A 14,822-nucleotide genomic window follows, 5' to 3' on the forward strand; every position below is an offset into this window, starting at 1 on the left:
ACGACACGCAGGCACTTTGTGAGTAGCAGCGATAAACAGAGCTAGCAAATATGCAAGTACTGTTTTTAGCTATTTTGCGATTCTTTCTGAGCTGTTTTGTATAAAGCTTGTTTATATTCGTTCAATTGATCTGTATATTGATTGAACTTCTTACTTTCTTTTCTCACTTTACTATAGGAACGATTGACTGTTTTCAGTTTGGATTTCAGTTCGGCGTATCCTAAGTCTTTTCTTTTTAAGGATTCATACAAGTGCTTGTCTTGTTTCAGCGCCTTTTGATACTCACGGTAAAGCTGATCATACGATGCATATCTTTTTTCAATTGATTTGACTGTTTGTTCTGCTTTGTCTTTTACTTCTTCATCTTTTATCTGTCCAGCGAATTCCTTTACAGATTGAAATTCTTTTTTCGATTGATCCATGCTGTCTTTTTCTGTCTTTAAATGTTCTTCACGCTTTTCTGCCGATGCTAATGCTTGATCAGACAAGCTTGAGACTGTTTTTGTGTGGTCTTTTGTTGTTTGAATCATTTTTTTATACAACTGCTGCTCTTTTTTCTCATAGCTTTGCAGTGTACCTTGTTCTTTTTCAAAGGATGCTTCTTTTTCGCTCATTTTTGTCATGGCATCTTGCATCTCATAAAGCGGATTTTGACCTCCGCAGCCCGCAAGCAAGAGGGTACATATCCCCGCTAAAGCTGCACCTGCTTTTATTCTTCTTTTCATCTGTTTCAATTACAAGGTCCCCCTTTACATCTCCACATACCACTATAATTTTTCAGGGCGGTTGTGACAAGGAAAGAGGTTGGTTTTTTGAGGGGAAAGAAGATTTTTTTCATGCTCTAGGCTCATGACTATACAAATAGTGCATTCATACATAGTTTATATTACACGCTTCGCCTTCACTTATGAGAGGCCGAGTGTATTTCCAAAGGAGGTCAAAAGTATGTCTAATTATAGTCATGGAAGTATGTATGGTGGATACGGCGGTTACGGTTATGGATACGGCGGCGGTTGTTGCTATCCAAGTTATGGTGGTGGATACGGTTGCGGTTACGGTGGTGGACGTACATTCGCTTTAATCGTCGTCCTATTCATTCTATTGATCATTGTTGGCGCAGCATTCTTAGGCGGCGGTGGCTGCTGCTAATGGCTGAATAAGCCTCTGACCGGTCTCATACGACCGGTCTTCTTTATTTCATTGCATATGTTGTGTATCATTTTATATACTTTACATACAAAGGAAATAGGAGTGAAGTTTTGTGATTACCATGGATGATATCGTACGAGACGGGCATCCCGTCTTAAGACAAACAGCTGAAGCGGTCGAACTCCCGCCAACAGAAGAAGAAAAACAGCAATTAGCTGACATGATTGAATTTGTCAAAAACAGTCAGGATGCAGACATTGCTGAAAAATATGAACTTAGACCCGGTGTTGGCCTAGCAGCTCCGCAAATCAATATCAGTAAACGAATGATCGCTGTTCACTGTGAAGACGAGGGCGGGGAACTTTACAGCTATGCATTATTCAATCCTCGCATTGTTAGCCATTCAGTCAAAAGAGCTTATTTAGCTACTGGAGAAGGCTGTTTATCTGTTGATGAAGCCATCCCTGGATTCGTCCCGCGCTATGAAAAAATCAGGGTGAAAGGTACAACGCTTGAAGGTGAAGACATTGATATTCGCTTAAAAGGGTTTCCGGCCATCGTTTTTCAGCATGAAATTGACCACTTAAATGGCATTATGTTTTATGATCATATTCAAAAAGATCATCCATTCGCCGAGCCAGACAACGCGATTGCGATCGGCAGATCATAATATAAAAACAAGACCCGTCCATCAGCGGGTCTTGTTTTTTATTCATCAATAAGGCCTAATTCAGTCACAGCGTGGAATATGCCATCCTCATCTACAGGTTTGGTGACAAAGTCAGCTAATGTTTTTAATTCATTGACTGCATTCCCCATCGCAACGCCTGTTCCAACAAACGAAATCATTTCTCGATCGTTCAGCCCGTCACCGAAGGCAATTGTGTCCTTTTGATCGTAAGGAAGTCTTTCAATGACTCGTTTAATTCCTTCAGCCTTTGATCCACCTTTTGGCAGGACATCAGTAGACAGCTCATGCCACCTGACGAGATCAATTTCTTCATGGAACGCTTCATATAGATGTTCCTCTTCTGCTTTACAAAATAGCAGCATTTGATAAATGACGTTTTCTTTAAAGAATGACAAATCATGCTCGGGATGCTCTGTTTTTAAAGTGCCAATCCCTTCATGGATAAATGGATGGTTCGGCACAGACGCCTTCATCGTCTTCTCTCCCATGAAAACAAGCGGATGATCATGTTGATCCGCCGTTTCATAAATTTTATCCATCAGCTCTTGCTTAAGCGGATTGCCGTAAATGACTTCTCCTTCGTACATGACATACTGACCGTTATAAGCAATAAATGAGTCAAGCCCTATTTCTTCTAAAATAGGCTGGATGAGAAAAGGCGATCGGCCAGATGCAATGAAGAGATGATGCCCTTTTTCTTTTAATAAACGAACAGCTCGCTTCGTTGATTCAGGTATTTTTTTATCATGGTCATATAAAGTACCGTCGATATCAAAGAAGATGACTTTTTTATTCATATCTCGTCTCCTGTCTCTTGTTATGTATACCCTCTCCCCTTCATCATACAGAAAGATCTTCACTGACGAAACCACTTCCTCTTAAAACGCCTATTTCCCACATATAACCATGTAACATTAAGTGGAAACATCATATAATACAAGTATATAGAGAGATCGGAACAAATGGCTGAATGAGACTCATACCGAAAGGAGGCGATCCGCGATGCTTCGTCGTCTGCGCAAGAAAATTCGAAGACAATGGAAGGACATGCTTCGTAAAAAATCGATTGCTTAAAAGGATCTTCCGCACATTTGCTGAAGGTCCTTTTTTCTCTGAGACTTTTCTTATGCGCGTTTTTTTAATATAATAGAATAAGCGAGTGTAACATACGGTATTTAAGGAGAGATTTGGATGATATATAAGGTATTTTTTCAGGCAAGTACGACTGAGGTACCTGTGAGAGAACACACAGATTCACTATACGTTGAAGCGGTTTCTGAAAGAGACGTACGCGATAAGTTGAAAAAACATAACTACAATATTGAATTCATTCAGCCTGTAGACGGTGCTTTTTTAGACTATGAACGAGAAAGTGAAAATTTTAAAGTATTGGAGCTATGAGAGGAATGAAATTTGTAAAAAACGATCAGGCGGCAGTTTTTGCGCTCGGCGGATTAGGCGAGATCGGTAAAAACACGTATGGCGTTCAATTTCAAGATGAAATCATTTTGATTGATGCTGGTATTAAGTTCCCTGAAGATGAACTTCTTGGAATTGATTACGTCATCCCTGACTATACGTATTTAGTTAAAAACGAAGATAAAATCAAAGGTCTTTTTATTACTCACGGACATGAAGACCACATCGGCGGTATCCCTTACCTTCTCAAGCAAGTGAATATTCCAGTTTACGGAGGCAAACTCGCAATCGGCCTACTTCGTAACAAATTGGAAGAGCATGGTCTATTAAGACAGACCAAACTTCACATCTTTGAAGAAGAAGATACGATCAAATTTAGAAAAACAGCTGTGTCTTTCTTTAGAACGACGCACAGTATCCCAGATTCTTATGGAATTGTCGTGAAGACACCTCCTGGTAACATCGTACATACAGGCGATTTCAAGTTTGACTTTACTCCTGTTGGCGAGCCTGCCAATTTAACGAAAATGGCTGAGATCGGGAAAGAAGGCGTTCTTTGTCTTCTATCTGACAGTACAAATAGTGAAATTCCAGAATTTACGATGTCCGAAAGACGTGTAGGTGAAAGCATTGATGACATCTTCAGAAAAGTAGATGGACGTATTATCTTTGCTACATTTGCATCTAACATTCACAGACTTCAGCAAGTCATCGAGTCAGCTGTTGCCAATGGCCGAAAAGTCGCTGTGTTTGGGCGTAGCATGGAGTCTGCCATTGATATTGGACAAGAGCTCGGATATATCAAATGTCCAAAAAACACGTTCATTGAACACAATGAAATCAACCGCCTTCCAGCAAACAAAGTAACCATTCTTTGTACTGGTAGTCAGGGTGAACCGATGGCCGCTCTTTCTCGTATTGCCAACGGTACGCACCGCCAGATTTCAATTAACCCTGGAGACACTGTTGTCTTCTCGTCTTCACCGATCCCAGGTAACAATATTAGCGTAAGCCGTACTATTAACCAGCTGTATCGTGCTGGTGCTGAAGTCATTCATGGCTCACTCAATAATATTCATACCTCTGGACACGGCGGGCAGGAAGAACAAAAGCTGATGCTCCGTTTAATCAAACCAAAATTCTTCATGCCGATTCACGGTGAGTACCGCATGCAAAAAACGCATATTAAACTTGCGAATGATTGCGGAATCCCTGAGGAAAACTGCTTTATCATGGATAACGGTGAAGTTCTTGCACTGAAAGGTGACGAAGCAAGTGTCGCTGGCAAAATTCCATCAGGCAACGTGTATATCGACGGTAGCGGTATTGGTGATATCGGCAACATCGTGTTAAGAGACCGCCGCATTCTTTCAGAAGAAGGTCTTGTCATTGTTGTTGTCAGCATGGATATGAAAGAATTCAAAATTTCTGCAGGTCCTGATTTAATCTCAAGAGGTTTTGTCTACATGAGAGAATCTGGAGACCTCATTAATGACGCGCAAGATCTCATTTCAAAGCATCTTGAAAAAGTAATGGAACGTAAGACGACTCAATGGTCAGAAATTAAGAACGAGATTACTGACACTCTTGCTCCTTTCCTTTATGAAAAAACAAGACGCCGCCCAATGATCTTACCGATTATTATGGAAGTGTAAGGACGTACAGGGAGACACAGCCAATTGGCTGTGTCTCTTTTTTATGCGCAATAAAAAAACCCGCATATCTGTACGATACGTGCGGGTTCAGTCATTGTTTTACGATTGAATCGGGAGATGCTGAAAACTTCTCACATCAAACAATCCTTGTGTTGTCATTTTCACATCAGGAATGACTGGCAGTGCCAAGAAGGATAATGTCAAAAACGGATTAAAGTCTAAGACAAAGCCTGTTTCCTTTAAAGCATCATGAAGTGCATGAAGGCTTTCATTGACCGTATGTGCAGGTTGATCTGATAATAAACCGGAAATCGGTAATGGAAGCGTATGAAGAACTTCTCCATCTTTTACAACGGTCAAACCGCCCCCTGCTTCTTTTAACGTCTCAATGGCTTTGATCATATCAGCATCATTTGTTCCAACGGCAATTAAGTTATGCGAGTCATGGGCAACTGTTGTTGCAATTGCCCCCTCTTTTAGGCCGAATCCGCTGACAACCCCTATCCCAATTTCAGATAGACCTTTGTGGCGTTCGACAAGCACTATTTTTAATACATCTCGATCAATATCACTCGTAAATTGTCCATCGCTTCCAGATGGAGATATTTGTTCTAATTTCGTTTCAAGTTGATTCGGTATAATGCGAATGACATTCATCTTTTGGTGATCTGTTATAGGCAGCGTTAGATCTTTCTCTTGAACGTCCACTGCATGTACCGATTGCATGAGCGAAGAATTTGGCGTGATCTTGTCGACACTTGGCAAATATTCTCCATGTTCAGAGACCAATTCTCCTGCGATAAAGACGCTTGTAATTCCTACCTCATGTAAGTCAGAAATGAGCATAAAGTCCGCGTCAAAGCCTGGTGCAATCGCTCCCTTTGTTTTGAGACCGAAGCACTCCGCTGCGTTTAAACTTCCCATTTGATATGCTAAAAAGGGGTCCAATCCTTCTTGTATCGACATCCGTACTTGTTCATCAATACTTCCTTGAGCCATTAAATCATCTAAATGTTTATCATCCGTACAAAAGAAAAAGCGTCTCGCATTCTTCTCATTGACAGCAGGTAATACGTTTTTCACGTTTTTAGCAACAGAGCCTTCTCTGAGCATGACATACATGCCTCTTTTGACACGTTCAAGGGCCTCTTGAGCTGTTGTCACCTCATGATCCGTTTGGACATTAGCTGTTCGGTACACATTAATTAATCGGTCCGTTAATCCTGCTAGATGGCCATCAATGAGTTTATGTTCATGTTGAGCATCAAGCAGTTTTTGAAGCATATCTTCTTCCGCTTGTTCAACCGCGACATAATCCATCACTTCGGCAAGACCAAGCACTTCTTTCTCCTGATAAAGAGGCTTTAAATCTTTTGCTTTTAGTGTAGCACCTGATCGTTCAAAGCTGACTGCCGGTACACAGGATGGCAGCATGAAATATATATTTAAAGCAGCTTTTCTCGCTTCTTCGAGCATAAAACGGATACCTGCAACACCGGATACATTGGCAATTTCATGCGGGTCTGTTACAACAGTTGTCACACCGTGAGGAACGACAGCTTTGGAAAATTCAGCAGGAGTCACCATCGAGGATTCGATATGAACGTGGCCGTCAATGAAACCGGGAACAAGCATTTGACCTGTTGCATCCAGCTCCTGTTCTCCCTCATACTCCCCAATTCCTACTATTTTTCCATTTTCAACAGCGACATCAGCGTCTATCCATTCCTGGTTAAACACGTCCATAACCTTCGCATGTTTAATCACTAGGGCTGCTTTTTTTCTCTTTGCAGCTACCTCAATTTGATGTCTGAAAAGCTCCTTATCCAACGACACTGCCTCCTCCGAGTAAACAATATAATGTTTCTTATCGTAAACGAATCTGTTTGTCCAGTCAATGACATTTAGAGAAAATCAACCATATCAAAAGATTGATTTTTATTTCTGAATAGTGATAATTGGCTGAAAAATAACCATGGTCTATTTTGCTGTTCTTTTAGAAAGTAAACGGCTCATTTCCACTTATTTCTCTTCCTCAATGTCCGCCCCATATGTACACTTCTAAAGCAAAAAACACCCCTTCTCGGAGTGTTTAATAGTCGTTCTGCATTTCCCGTTTTTCAAAGCGCCCGATATCTGCCACTGCCCCAATGACAATGAGGATATCTTCTTTTTGAATCATTTCATCTGCGAGCGGTGAAACGATCACTTCTTTCCCGCGCTTAATTGCCACGATATTGATCCCGTACCTTGCACGAATGTCGAGATCTAACAAAGAGTGCCCAGCGAGTCTGCTGTTGGCGACGATTTCAATGAGGCTGTACTCATCTGACAGCTCTAAATAATCAAGCACGTTGTTAGAAATAATTTTATGTGCAATCCGTCTGCCCATGTCTCGTTCAGGATGGACAATACGGTCCGCACCAATTTTATTCAAAACCTTTTCATGGTAGTCATTTTGAGCTTTCACTGTGACCATTTTGACACCAAGTTCTTTCAGCATAATCGTTGTTAAAATACTCGCCTGAATGTTTTCACCTATCGCAACGATCACATGATCAAAATTGCGAATGCCTAGGTTCTTTAAAACAGATTCGTCCGTCGAATCACCAATCACGGCATGTGATGCAATTTTAGCATATTCGTTCACACGATCTTCATTCATATCCATGGCCATGACTTCAAGTCCTTCTTCGCTTAGCGCCTTGCAGATACTTCCGCCGAAGCGTCCAAGACCAATGACTGCATATTCCTTTTTCATGTTCAGACTCCTTTTATATCACTTACCATGCATTTTACTACGGTTTCATTAATGAATCCATATGTGACCGTATTTTTTTACGGAACGCTTCACTTAAGTAAAGGTCTGCTCCTTTTTCGATTTCACTGCGATAATGACCAGGAGGCGCAATTTCTTCGCTCTTTTTTAAAACGAGAAACGTTAAGCAGTCCTCATACACTTGATCACCTACTGTGACATCGACAAATGCTGGACGATAAGTCCCTTCATTTACACCTTCTCGTTTGTACAAATAACGAATGGCATCAAAAGGCACTTCATATAGAACACCCTCTGTTTCTCCGCCGTCTTCTACCATATCTGCTCTTGATCCATCAGGACGCACCAATGTAAACCTTGTGGTAAAACGATCAAGTGTGCCGCCGCCGATGATTTGTTTGAAATAATGATCCACTTTCGCAAGCTTAAACCTTGCATCATCCATGCAGGACCCATAGGCAAAATAATAGAAGGAAGACGGTTTGCGCTCCCATAGTTGATATGACTTCCAGCAGCCGCTTTCAATCTCCTTTAGGCTCGAAGCCTTCTGCTTACATATTGTATAAGCAACGGCTGACCTTGGTCCCTGGTCTGTCATAACCTCTATTTCCTGCTGGTCATACCCTTCCTCTAGCTCATCTATCTTATGCAACGTTTCATCACTGACCTCATACAATTCTCCGTATACTGTGTTTTGTTCCGAGACAACACACACAGGGTAACCCTCACCTGTATCGTACAGTCTCCCTTTTATCCAAGCAGATGCTGCTAATGGACTGCTTTCTTTCATCAATGTCTCGTGATACTTTTCGTGCTTTAAAAGTGTCCCATACACAAATAACGTCTTTGTCTCCTTCGTCATCACACATCACATCCTCTCACCTTGCTACTATCTGCTTTTTTGATACACAGGTAAGTAAATATCAAAAGCCGTCCCTTTGCTGAGCTCGCTCTTTACATCCATTCTTCCATGGTGATCTTTTAAGATTGTCGCACAGATCGTTAAACCAAGTCCTGTACCTTCTTTTTTAGTCGAAAAGAAAGGATCATATATTTTCAGAATGTCCTCTTCGGACATTCCTTTTCCTTCATCTTGAATCGTGATTTTCCATTCATTCATCACTTTTTCTGTTGATATGTATATATTGCCGCCTTCAGGCATCGCCTCGATCGCATTTTTGATTAAGTTAATGAACAGCTGCTTCATTTGATTGGCATCTGCTAATATTGTGCCAGCATCCTGCTTTTTAAATGGCTGTTTGAGATCAATATTTGAAAGAACGGCATTTGTCTTTAATAAGGTAATCACCTGCTCTAGCAAATCATGGAGCTGTACTTCTTGAAATTGAACCGATTGAGGTTTTGCTAAGACAAGCAGTTCACTTAAAACAAAATCAATGCGTTTAATTTCAGAAAAGATGATATCAAAATAATCGGTTCTTTCAGGATATTGCGTTTTCATCAGCTGCAAAAATCCATTGACTGAGGTGAGCGGATTTCTGACTTCATGGGCAATACCAGCAGCTATTTGTCCTGCAACAGCCAGCTTTTGTGCCTGCATTTGCAGTTGCTGATTTGATCTTTCAAGTTCAAGCTTTGCCTGCTTTTGTTTCGTGATATCTGCAACCGTTCCAATACCTCCAGTAAACTGGTGCTGTTCATCGAAATAAAGCTTATAATGCACATCTCCCCATACCTTTTTTCCTTCTTTATGGAGAAGCTGCAGCTCCACCCGCCCCTCATCCTTATGCTCTTTGATCACAGACAACAAATGCTGAACGACATGCTCTTCTTGATCAAAGTACTGATTGTACATCGTACCTAGACACTCCTCTATGTCGTAACCCGTCATTTGTTTCCATGCTTGATTTAAAAAAATGATTTCACCTTTTTCATTGGTTTCAAAAACGATTTCTTGCAAGTTATCTGTGATTCGATTCAGCCGCTCTGTCAGTTCGTGTGCTTCTTTTTCTCGTTTATTCAAATCTGATACAAGCAAATTCAACCGGTCCACATAGCCTGAGATGCTCCAAATACCGGCCAAAACAACGACTGTAAAGGCTAGATCGAGCGGCCAATTAATGTGATAGCCGCTAAGATAATAAAAGAAATCCCAGCTCAAAATTAATATAAATGCAAGAACGGATAACAGGATCCGTACTTGATATGTTTTGTTCAAATAATTCCACCTGCCGCCCTGAGATTCTTTGTCAATTGTACCATTTTCCACTTATTTTTTGAGGGAGATGCGGCATTTTTAAGGAACTTTTTTAGAAAAAATAGCCTGCTCTCAGCACAATGGGAGAGAACAGGCTATTTTTATTTACTGCTGAAGGGCTTCTTGAAGCTCTTTTAGCAGTAGTTCTGCGCCTTCAGCGCTTAATGTAATTTGACCATTTCCATACTCGTGGTTCTCAGAAGTAATCTCACCAGTCATCAGGCAGACGCCCTCTGGCTGATATTTTTTCAAGACGATTTTATCTCCATCTATAAAAAATTCCATACTGTCTTTAATAGCGATATCAAGTGCTCTTCTCAATTCGATTGGCATCACAATACGCCCTAGTTCATCTACTTTTCTTACAACTCCGATAGATTTCAATTTCGTTCCCTCTTTCTTTCATTAGCTCAAGATCAATCTGTTTTTCACCAATTGATATATCGTAGACGTAAGAGATTCTTAAAAGGTTTCTCCTGCATAAAAATTTTTTTCAAAATCGAAAAACCAAAGGGAAAATTTATTGTGAATGTCAAAATGAGACTTGAATTTTACAGATTCATTTCAAGGTGATCACACACCCCCACAAATGACCTCAACCCTCTGAACTTTTAAATGTAAAATTGTTTAAAACAGCAAAAATAGAGATTGGGTGAAAACATGTTTCAAAATGCCGAAATTGGAATTGATTTAGGAACAGCTAACATATTGGTTTACAGTAAAAATAAAGGAATTATTCTCAATGAACCATCCGTTGTGGCAGTAGATACGGAAACAAAAACTGTCCTTGCAGTGGGGTCAGAAGCAAAAGAGATGATTGGGAAAACACCTGGAAAAATTGTAGCGATCCGTCCGATGAAAGATGGTGTCATCGCTGATTATGATATGACAACCGATTTACTTAAACAAATTATGAAAAAAGCAGGAAAAAATATTGGGTTTACCTTTAGAAAGCCGACTGTGGTTGTTTGTACACCATCAGGTTCAACAGCTGTCGAACGCCGCGCGATTAGCGATGCTGTCAAAAATTGCGGGGCAAAGCATGTGCATTTAATTGAAGAACCCGTCGCAGCTGCAATCGGTGCTGATCTCCCGGTGGACGAGCCTGTTGCCAACGTCGTTGTAGATATTGGCGGAGGAACAACAGAGGTAGCGATCATTTCATTTGGCGGAGTTGTCTCTTGCCACTCGATCCGAATTGGCGGAGATCAACTGGATGAAGATATCATTACTTTTGTGAGAAAGAAATACAATTTACTGATCGGTGAACGGACAGCTGAACAGGTAAAAATGGAAATTGGTTATGGTCTCATTGAACACGAACCTGAGTCATTAGAAGTACGTGGACGCGACCTTGTCACAGGTCTTCCAAAAACAATTACACTTGAATCAACAGAAATTCAAGGTGCTATGCGAGAATCACTTCTTCATATTTTAGAGGCGATTCGGGCTACATTAGAAGACAGCCCTCCAGAACTGAGTGGTGATATCGTAGATCGAGGCGTCATTCTAACTGGCGGTGGTGCACTATTAAACGGCATTCAAGAATGGCTCTCTCAAGAAATTGTCGTCCCAGTTCATATCGCAGCAAATCCTCTTGAATCTGTCGCAATTGGAACAGGTCGTTCATTAGAAGTCATCGACAAATTGCAAAAAACATTAAAATAATCTTCATGTTCTACTTCTTTTTTCATCATTTCGATCATATCGTGATGAATGGATAAACGTGAAGGAGGAAGAACATGTTGCTTGATTTAGGTAAACGGGTCGTTGTCACAGTCATTTTAACCGGTATTATTTTAGGAGGAATGAGCCTGTCGTTTTCACATATGCCCCCTTCTAATGCACAGCCTGTGAAACAACTGAACCGCTAAAAAAGCCGCACGAAAGCGGCTTTTTTATTTTGCTTCGGGACGGCTCCCTATTTTCCTTTTCGGTCTTAAATCTGATATGATGAACATGACTAAAGGAGGGTTTTTTATGAGTTCATTCGAAAAACAACTAGATCAATATGCAAAAACCATCGTTGAAGTAGGTGTAAATGTTCAAAGTGGTCAAGAAGTGGTCGTATCTGCGTTCACTGAATCTGTAGACCTTGTCCGCCTTGTGGCAAAACACGCATATGAGCGCGGAGCGAAAAACGTACATATCCGCTGGAGTGATGGTGTTCTGACCCGTTTAAAATATGAACATGCCCCACAAGATGTGTTTGAGCAATTTCCAGAATGGGAAGCACAGATGATGGAAACCATCGCAAAACGTGGCGGTGCTTTTATTACGATCTTGTCAGAAAGCCCTGATCTTCTAAGTGGCATTGACTCGAAAAAAATTGCTTCACAGCAAAAAGCTGCAGGTTCAGCACTTCATACATATCGTCAATACGTTCAATCTGACAAAGTTGCATGGACAGTCGTCGGTGCTGCATCAAAAGATTGGGCGAAAAAGATTTTCCCTGAGCATGCAGATGAAGAAGCTGTTGCATTATTATGGGACCAAATCTTTAAAGTCGCCCGCGCTGATCAGCCAGATCCTGTTGAAGCGTGGAAAAAGCATGATGAATCACTAAATGAAAAAGTAAAAGTATTAAATGAACGTCACTACCACAAGCTGCACTATGAAGCACCTGGTACAGATTTAACGATTGAACTTCCAGAGCAGCATATTTGGGTAGGTGCTGGCAGCGTGAGTGAACGCGGCGTATCATTCATGGCCAATATGCCGACAGAAGAGGTCTTTACCGTACCTAAAAAAGATGGTGTAAACGGAACTGTCTCTAGCACTAAGCCACTTAGTTATGCAGGAAACATTATCGATGAATTTACGTTAACCTTTGAAAATGGGCGTATTGTAGATGTGAAAGCAAAAGAGGGCGAAGACATTTTAACCTCTCTCGTTGAAACAGATGAAGGCTCACATTATCTAGGTGAGGTTGCCCTTGTACCAGATGATTCACCAATTTCTAACTCAAATATCCTCTATTACAATACACTTTACGATGAAAATGCATCCAATCACCTTGCCATCGGCAGCGGTTATGCATTTAATATCGAAGGCGGTAAAGAGATGAAACGAGAGGAATTAGATGCAGCTGGTGTGAACAGCAGTATTACACACGTCGATTTCATGATTGGTTCAAAGGAAATGAATATTGATGGGATCACAAAAGATGGTAAACGTGAACCGATTTTCCGAAATGGAAATTGGGCTTTTTAAAGAAAAAAGACATCCTCATGTGGATGTCTTTTCTTTATGTTTATGCATACAGCTCTTGTAGTCTTTTTTGAATCTCTTGATCTGATAAGAACTCATCATAAGTTGTTTGTTTATCAACGATGCCATTTGGCGTCACTTCGATAATACGGTTTGCAACTGTTTCAACAAACTGATGGTCATGAGATGAGAAGAGCATAGCCCCTTTAAAGCTCATTAGACCGTTATTTAGCGCTGTGATGGACTCTAGGTCTAAATGGTTCGTCGGCTCGTCTAACAGCAAAATATTCGCTCCAGACAGCATCATTTTTGATAACATACAACGAACCTTTTCTCCACCTGATAAGACGCTTGCTTTTTTCTTCACTTCTTCCCCAGAGAAAAGCATACGGCCTAAGAAACCACGCAGGAAGCTTTCACTTTGATCATTAGGAGAATATTGACGAAGCCAATCAACAAGATCTAAATCGCTTCCTTCAAAATATTCGCTATTGTCTTTAGGGAAAAAGGCTTGAGATGTTGTCACGCCCCATTTAAACGTCCCGCTGTCTGGCTCCATTTCACCAGCAAGGATTTTAAATAAAGTAGAGACAGCAAGTTCATTACGACTTAAGAACGCAATTTTATCCTCACGATTCATAATAAAGCTGACGTTATCCAGTACTTTTACACCGTCAATCGTTTTTGATAGACCTTCTACTTGAAGGACATCATTTCCGATTTCACGCTCTGGCGCAAAATGAACATAAGGATATTTACGAGAAGATGGTTTAATGTCATCTAGCGAAATCTTATCAAGCAATTTCTTTCTTGATGTCGCTTGCTTCGATTTAGATGCGTTCGCACTGAACCGAGCAACGAATTCTTGAAGCTGCTTAATTTGTTCTTCTTTTTTCTTGTTGGCATCCTGGCTGAGTTTTAATGCCAGCTGGCTTGATTCATACCAGAAATCATAGTTTCCGACATACACTTGAATTTTTCCAAAGTCAAGGTCTGCAATATGCGTACATACTTTGTTTAAGAAATGACGGTCATGCGAGACGACGATGACGGTATTCTCAAAGTTAATGAGGAACTCTTCTAGCCACTGGATCGCTTGTAAGTCCAAGTGGTTCGTTGGCTCATCGAGAAGGAGAACGTCAGGTTTACCGAATAAAGCTTGTGCTAACAATACTTTAACCTTTTCAGATCCGCCAAGCTCAGACATTTTCTTCGATTGCAAGCTCTCTGGAATGCCAAGACCTTTTAATAGGATCGCAGCTTCACTTTCCGCTTCCCATCCGTTTAACTCAGCAAACTCACCTTCAAGCTCTGCTGCACGAATCCCGTCTTCATCTGAGAAATCAGGTTTCATATAAATCGCATCTTTTTCCTGCATCACATCATATAGACGTTTGTGACCCATGATGACGACTTTTAACACTTCAAACTCTTCGTATTCAAAGTGGTTCTGTTTTAAAATCGCTAAACGTTCACCAGGACTCATATGAACATCGCCCGTTTGAGCTTCAATTTCTCCAGAAAGAATCTTTAAGAACGTTGATTTACCAGCTCCATTGGCACCAATTAGTCCGTAGCAGTTGCCAGGAGTGAACTTAATATTTACTTCTTCAAATAATTTACGATCAGCAAATCGCAAACTAACATTATTCACTGCAATCATTTATTAATCCTCCATCACTCATTCATCAATATGAAGTA

15 protein-coding genes are annotated in these 14,822 nt (G+C 40.8%); 7 read left to right on the forward strand and 8 right to left on the reverse strand.

Features of this window, described 5'->3' with window-relative positions; genetic code table 11:
• Positions 1 to 65: 65 nt before the first annotated feature.
• A complete protein-coding gene (locus tag ACTJJQ_RS04550; RefSeq protein WP_440599987.1) occupies positions 66 to 734 on the reverse strand; it encodes a YkyA family protein in 669 nt (222 codons plus the stop codon).
• A 235-nt stretch (positions 735 to 969) separates the two neighbouring features.
• Here ACTJJQ_RS04550 and ACTJJQ_RS04555 point away from each other — a divergent pair, with 235 nt between their 5' ends.
• Together ACTJJQ_RS04555 and def are read left to right on the forward strand one after the other, a co-directional pair.
• Positions 970 to 1,149 (forward strand): YjcZ family sporulation protein, encoded by a 180-nt coding sequence (locus ACTJJQ_RS04555; protein ID WP_026050085.1) that lies wholly within the window; start codon positions 970 to 972, stop codon positions 1,147 to 1,149.
• A 112-nt stretch (positions 1,150 to 1,261) separates the two neighbouring features.
• Positions 1,262 to 1,819 carry a peptide deformylase gene (gene def, locus ACTJJQ_RS04560; protein WP_440599988.1) on the forward strand — a complete coding sequence of 186 codons (558 nt, stop codon included), beginning with the start codon at positions 1,262 to 1,264 and terminating at the stop codon, positions 1,817 to 1,819.
• Positions 1,820 to 1,857: 38 nt separating this feature from the next.
• Here def and ACTJJQ_RS04565 read toward each other — a convergent pair whose 3' ends face one another.
• Positions 1,858 to 2,637, reverse strand: coding sequence for a Cof-type HAD-IIB family hydrolase (locus tag ACTJJQ_RS04565; RefSeq protein WP_046343448.1), 780 nt, complete (start codon positions 2,635 to 2,637; stop codon positions 1,858 to 1,860).
• Between the two features lie 394 nt (positions 2,638 to 3,031).
• Here ACTJJQ_RS04565 and ACTJJQ_RS04570 point away from each other — a divergent pair, with 394 nt between their 5' ends.
• A complete protein-coding gene (locus tag ACTJJQ_RS04570) occupies positions 3,032 to 3,241 on the forward strand; it encodes a DNA-dependent RNA polymerase subunit epsilon (RefSeq protein WP_008345114.1) in 210 nt (69 codons plus the stop codon).
• Positions 3,242 to 3,246: 5 nt separating this feature from the next.
• The gene (gene rnjA, locus ACTJJQ_RS04575; RefSeq protein ID WP_008345116.1) at positions 3,247 to 4,914 is read left to right on the forward strand and encodes a ribonuclease J1; all 1,668 of its coding nucleotides are present in this window, start codon (positions 3,247 to 3,249) and stop codon (positions 4,912 to 4,914) included.
• Positions 4,915 to 5,013: 99 nt separating this feature from the next.
• Here rnjA and ade read toward each other — a convergent pair whose 3' ends face one another.
• The 5 genes from ade to ACTJJQ_RS04600 all read right to left on the reverse strand — a co-directional run bounded on the left by ade (position 5,014) and on the right by ACTJJQ_RS04600 (position 10,295).
• Positions 5,014 to 6,744: an adenine deaminase gene (gene ade / locus ACTJJQ_RS04580; protein ID WP_060781035.1), complete on the reverse strand. Its 1,731-nt coding sequence runs from the start codon at positions 6,742 to 6,744 to the stop codon at positions 5,014 to 5,016.
• 262 nt (positions 6,745 to 7,006) lie between these two features.
• Complete coding sequence (locus ACTJJQ_RS04585; RefSeq protein ID WP_008345123.1) at positions 7,007 to 7,675, reverse strand: potassium channel family protein; 669 nt, start codon at positions 7,673 to 7,675, stop codon at positions 7,007 to 7,009.
• A 37-nt stretch (positions 7,676 to 7,712) separates the two neighbouring features.
• Positions 7,713 to 8,555 (reverse strand): gamma-glutamylcyclotransferase, encoded by an 843-nt coding sequence (locus ACTJJQ_RS04590; RefSeq protein ID WP_035700616.1) that lies wholly within the window; start codon positions 8,553 to 8,555, stop codon positions 7,713 to 7,715.
• A gap of 27 nt (positions 8,556 to 8,582) precedes the next feature.
• Positions 8,583 to 9,872: an ATP-binding protein gene (locus ACTJJQ_RS04595; RefSeq protein ID WP_017359399.1), complete on the reverse strand. Its 1,290-nt coding sequence runs from the start codon at positions 9,870 to 9,872 to the stop codon at positions 8,583 to 8,585.
• A gap of 144 nt (positions 9,873 to 10,016) precedes the next feature.
• Positions 10,017 to 10,295, reverse strand: a complete 279-nt coding sequence (locus ACTJJQ_RS04600) for an AbrB/MazE/SpoVT family DNA-binding domain-containing protein (RefSeq protein WP_017359400.1) — start codon at positions 10,293 to 10,295, stop codon at positions 10,017 to 10,019.
• Between the two features lie 276 nt (positions 10,296 to 10,571).
• Between ACTJJQ_RS04600 and mreBH the strand changes: the two genes are divergently transcribed.
• The 3 genes from mreBH (at position 10,572) to ACTJJQ_RS04615 (ending at position 13,124) form a co-directional block, all read left to right on the forward strand.
• Positions 10,572 to 11,579 carry a rod-share determining protein MreBH gene (gene mreBH, locus ACTJJQ_RS04605; RefSeq protein WP_017359401.1) on the forward strand — a complete coding sequence of 336 codons (1,008 nt, stop codon included), beginning with the start codon at positions 10,572 to 10,574 and terminating at the stop codon, positions 11,577 to 11,579.
• 74 nt (positions 11,580 to 11,653) lie between these two features.
• Positions 11,654 to 11,785, forward strand: coding sequence for a protein YkpC (locus tag ACTJJQ_RS04610; RefSeq protein WP_003210922.1), 132 nt, complete (start codon positions 11,654 to 11,656; stop codon positions 11,783 to 11,785).
• Between the two features lie 106 nt (positions 11,786 to 11,891).
• A complete protein-coding gene (locus ACTJJQ_RS04615) occupies positions 11,892 to 13,124 on the forward strand; it encodes an aminopeptidase (protein ID WP_008345134.1) in 1,233 nt (410 codons plus the stop codon).
• 40 nt (positions 13,125 to 13,164) lie between these two features.
• Here the strand turns inward: ACTJJQ_RS04615 and ACTJJQ_RS04620 are convergent, their stop codons facing one another.
• Positions 13,165 to 14,784 (reverse strand): ABC-F family ATP-binding cassette domain-containing protein, encoded by a 1,620-nt coding sequence (locus ACTJJQ_RS04620; protein ID WP_007498620.1) that lies wholly within the window; start codon positions 14,782 to 14,784, stop codon positions 13,165 to 13,167.
• Positions 14,785 to 14,822 lie beyond the last annotated feature (38 nt).

This window comes from Bacillus sp. 22483, from assembly GCF_052044605.1.
GTDB classification, from domain to species: domain Bacteria; phylum Bacillota; class Bacilli; order Bacillales; family Bacillaceae; genus Bacillus; species Bacillus altitudinis.

What these genes read in the sequence shown, in the direction of transcription:
- ACTJJQ_RS04590 (WP_035700616.1), bottom strand. Translation starts at nt 8,555, where the DNA reads ATGACGAAGGAGACAAAGACGTTATTTGTGTATGGGACACTTTTAAAG.
- ACTJJQ_RS04620 (WP_007498620.1), bottom strand. Translation starts at nt 14,784, where the DNA reads ATGATTGCAGTGAATAATGTTAGTTTGCGATTTGCTGATCGTAAATTA.
- mreBH (WP_017359401.1), top strand. Translation starts at nt 10,572, where the DNA reads ATGTTTCAAAATGCCGAAATTGGAATTGATTTAGGAACAGCTAACATA.
- ACTJJQ_RS04555 (WP_026050085.1), top strand. Translation starts at nt 970, where the DNA reads ATGTATGGTGGATACGGCGGTTACGGTTATGGATACGGCGGCGGTTGT.
- ACTJJQ_RS04565 (WP_046343448.1), bottom strand. Translation starts at nt 2,637, where the DNA reads ATGAATAAAAAAGTCATCTTCTTTGATATCGACGGTACTTTATATGAC.
- ACTJJQ_RS04615 (WP_008345134.1), top strand. Translation starts at nt 11,892, where the DNA reads ATGAGTTCATTCGAAAAACAACTAGATCAATATGCAAAAACCATCGTT.
- ACTJJQ_RS04610 (WP_003210922.1), top strand. Translation starts at nt 11,654, where the DNA reads ATGTTGCTTGATTTAGGTAAACGGGTCGTTGTCACAGTCATTTTAACC.
- ACTJJQ_RS04585 (WP_008345123.1), bottom strand. Translation starts at nt 7,675, where the DNA reads ATGAAAAAGGAATATGCAGTCATTGGTCTTGGACGCTTCGGCGGAAGT.
- rnjA (WP_008345116.1), top strand. Translation starts at nt 3,247, where the DNA reads ATGAAATTTGTAAAAAACGATCAGGCGGCAGTTTTTGCGCTCGGCGGA.
- ACTJJQ_RS04570 (WP_008345114.1), top strand. Translation starts at nt 3,032, where the DNA reads ATGATATATAAGGTATTTTTTCAGGCAAGTACGACTGAGGTACCTGTG.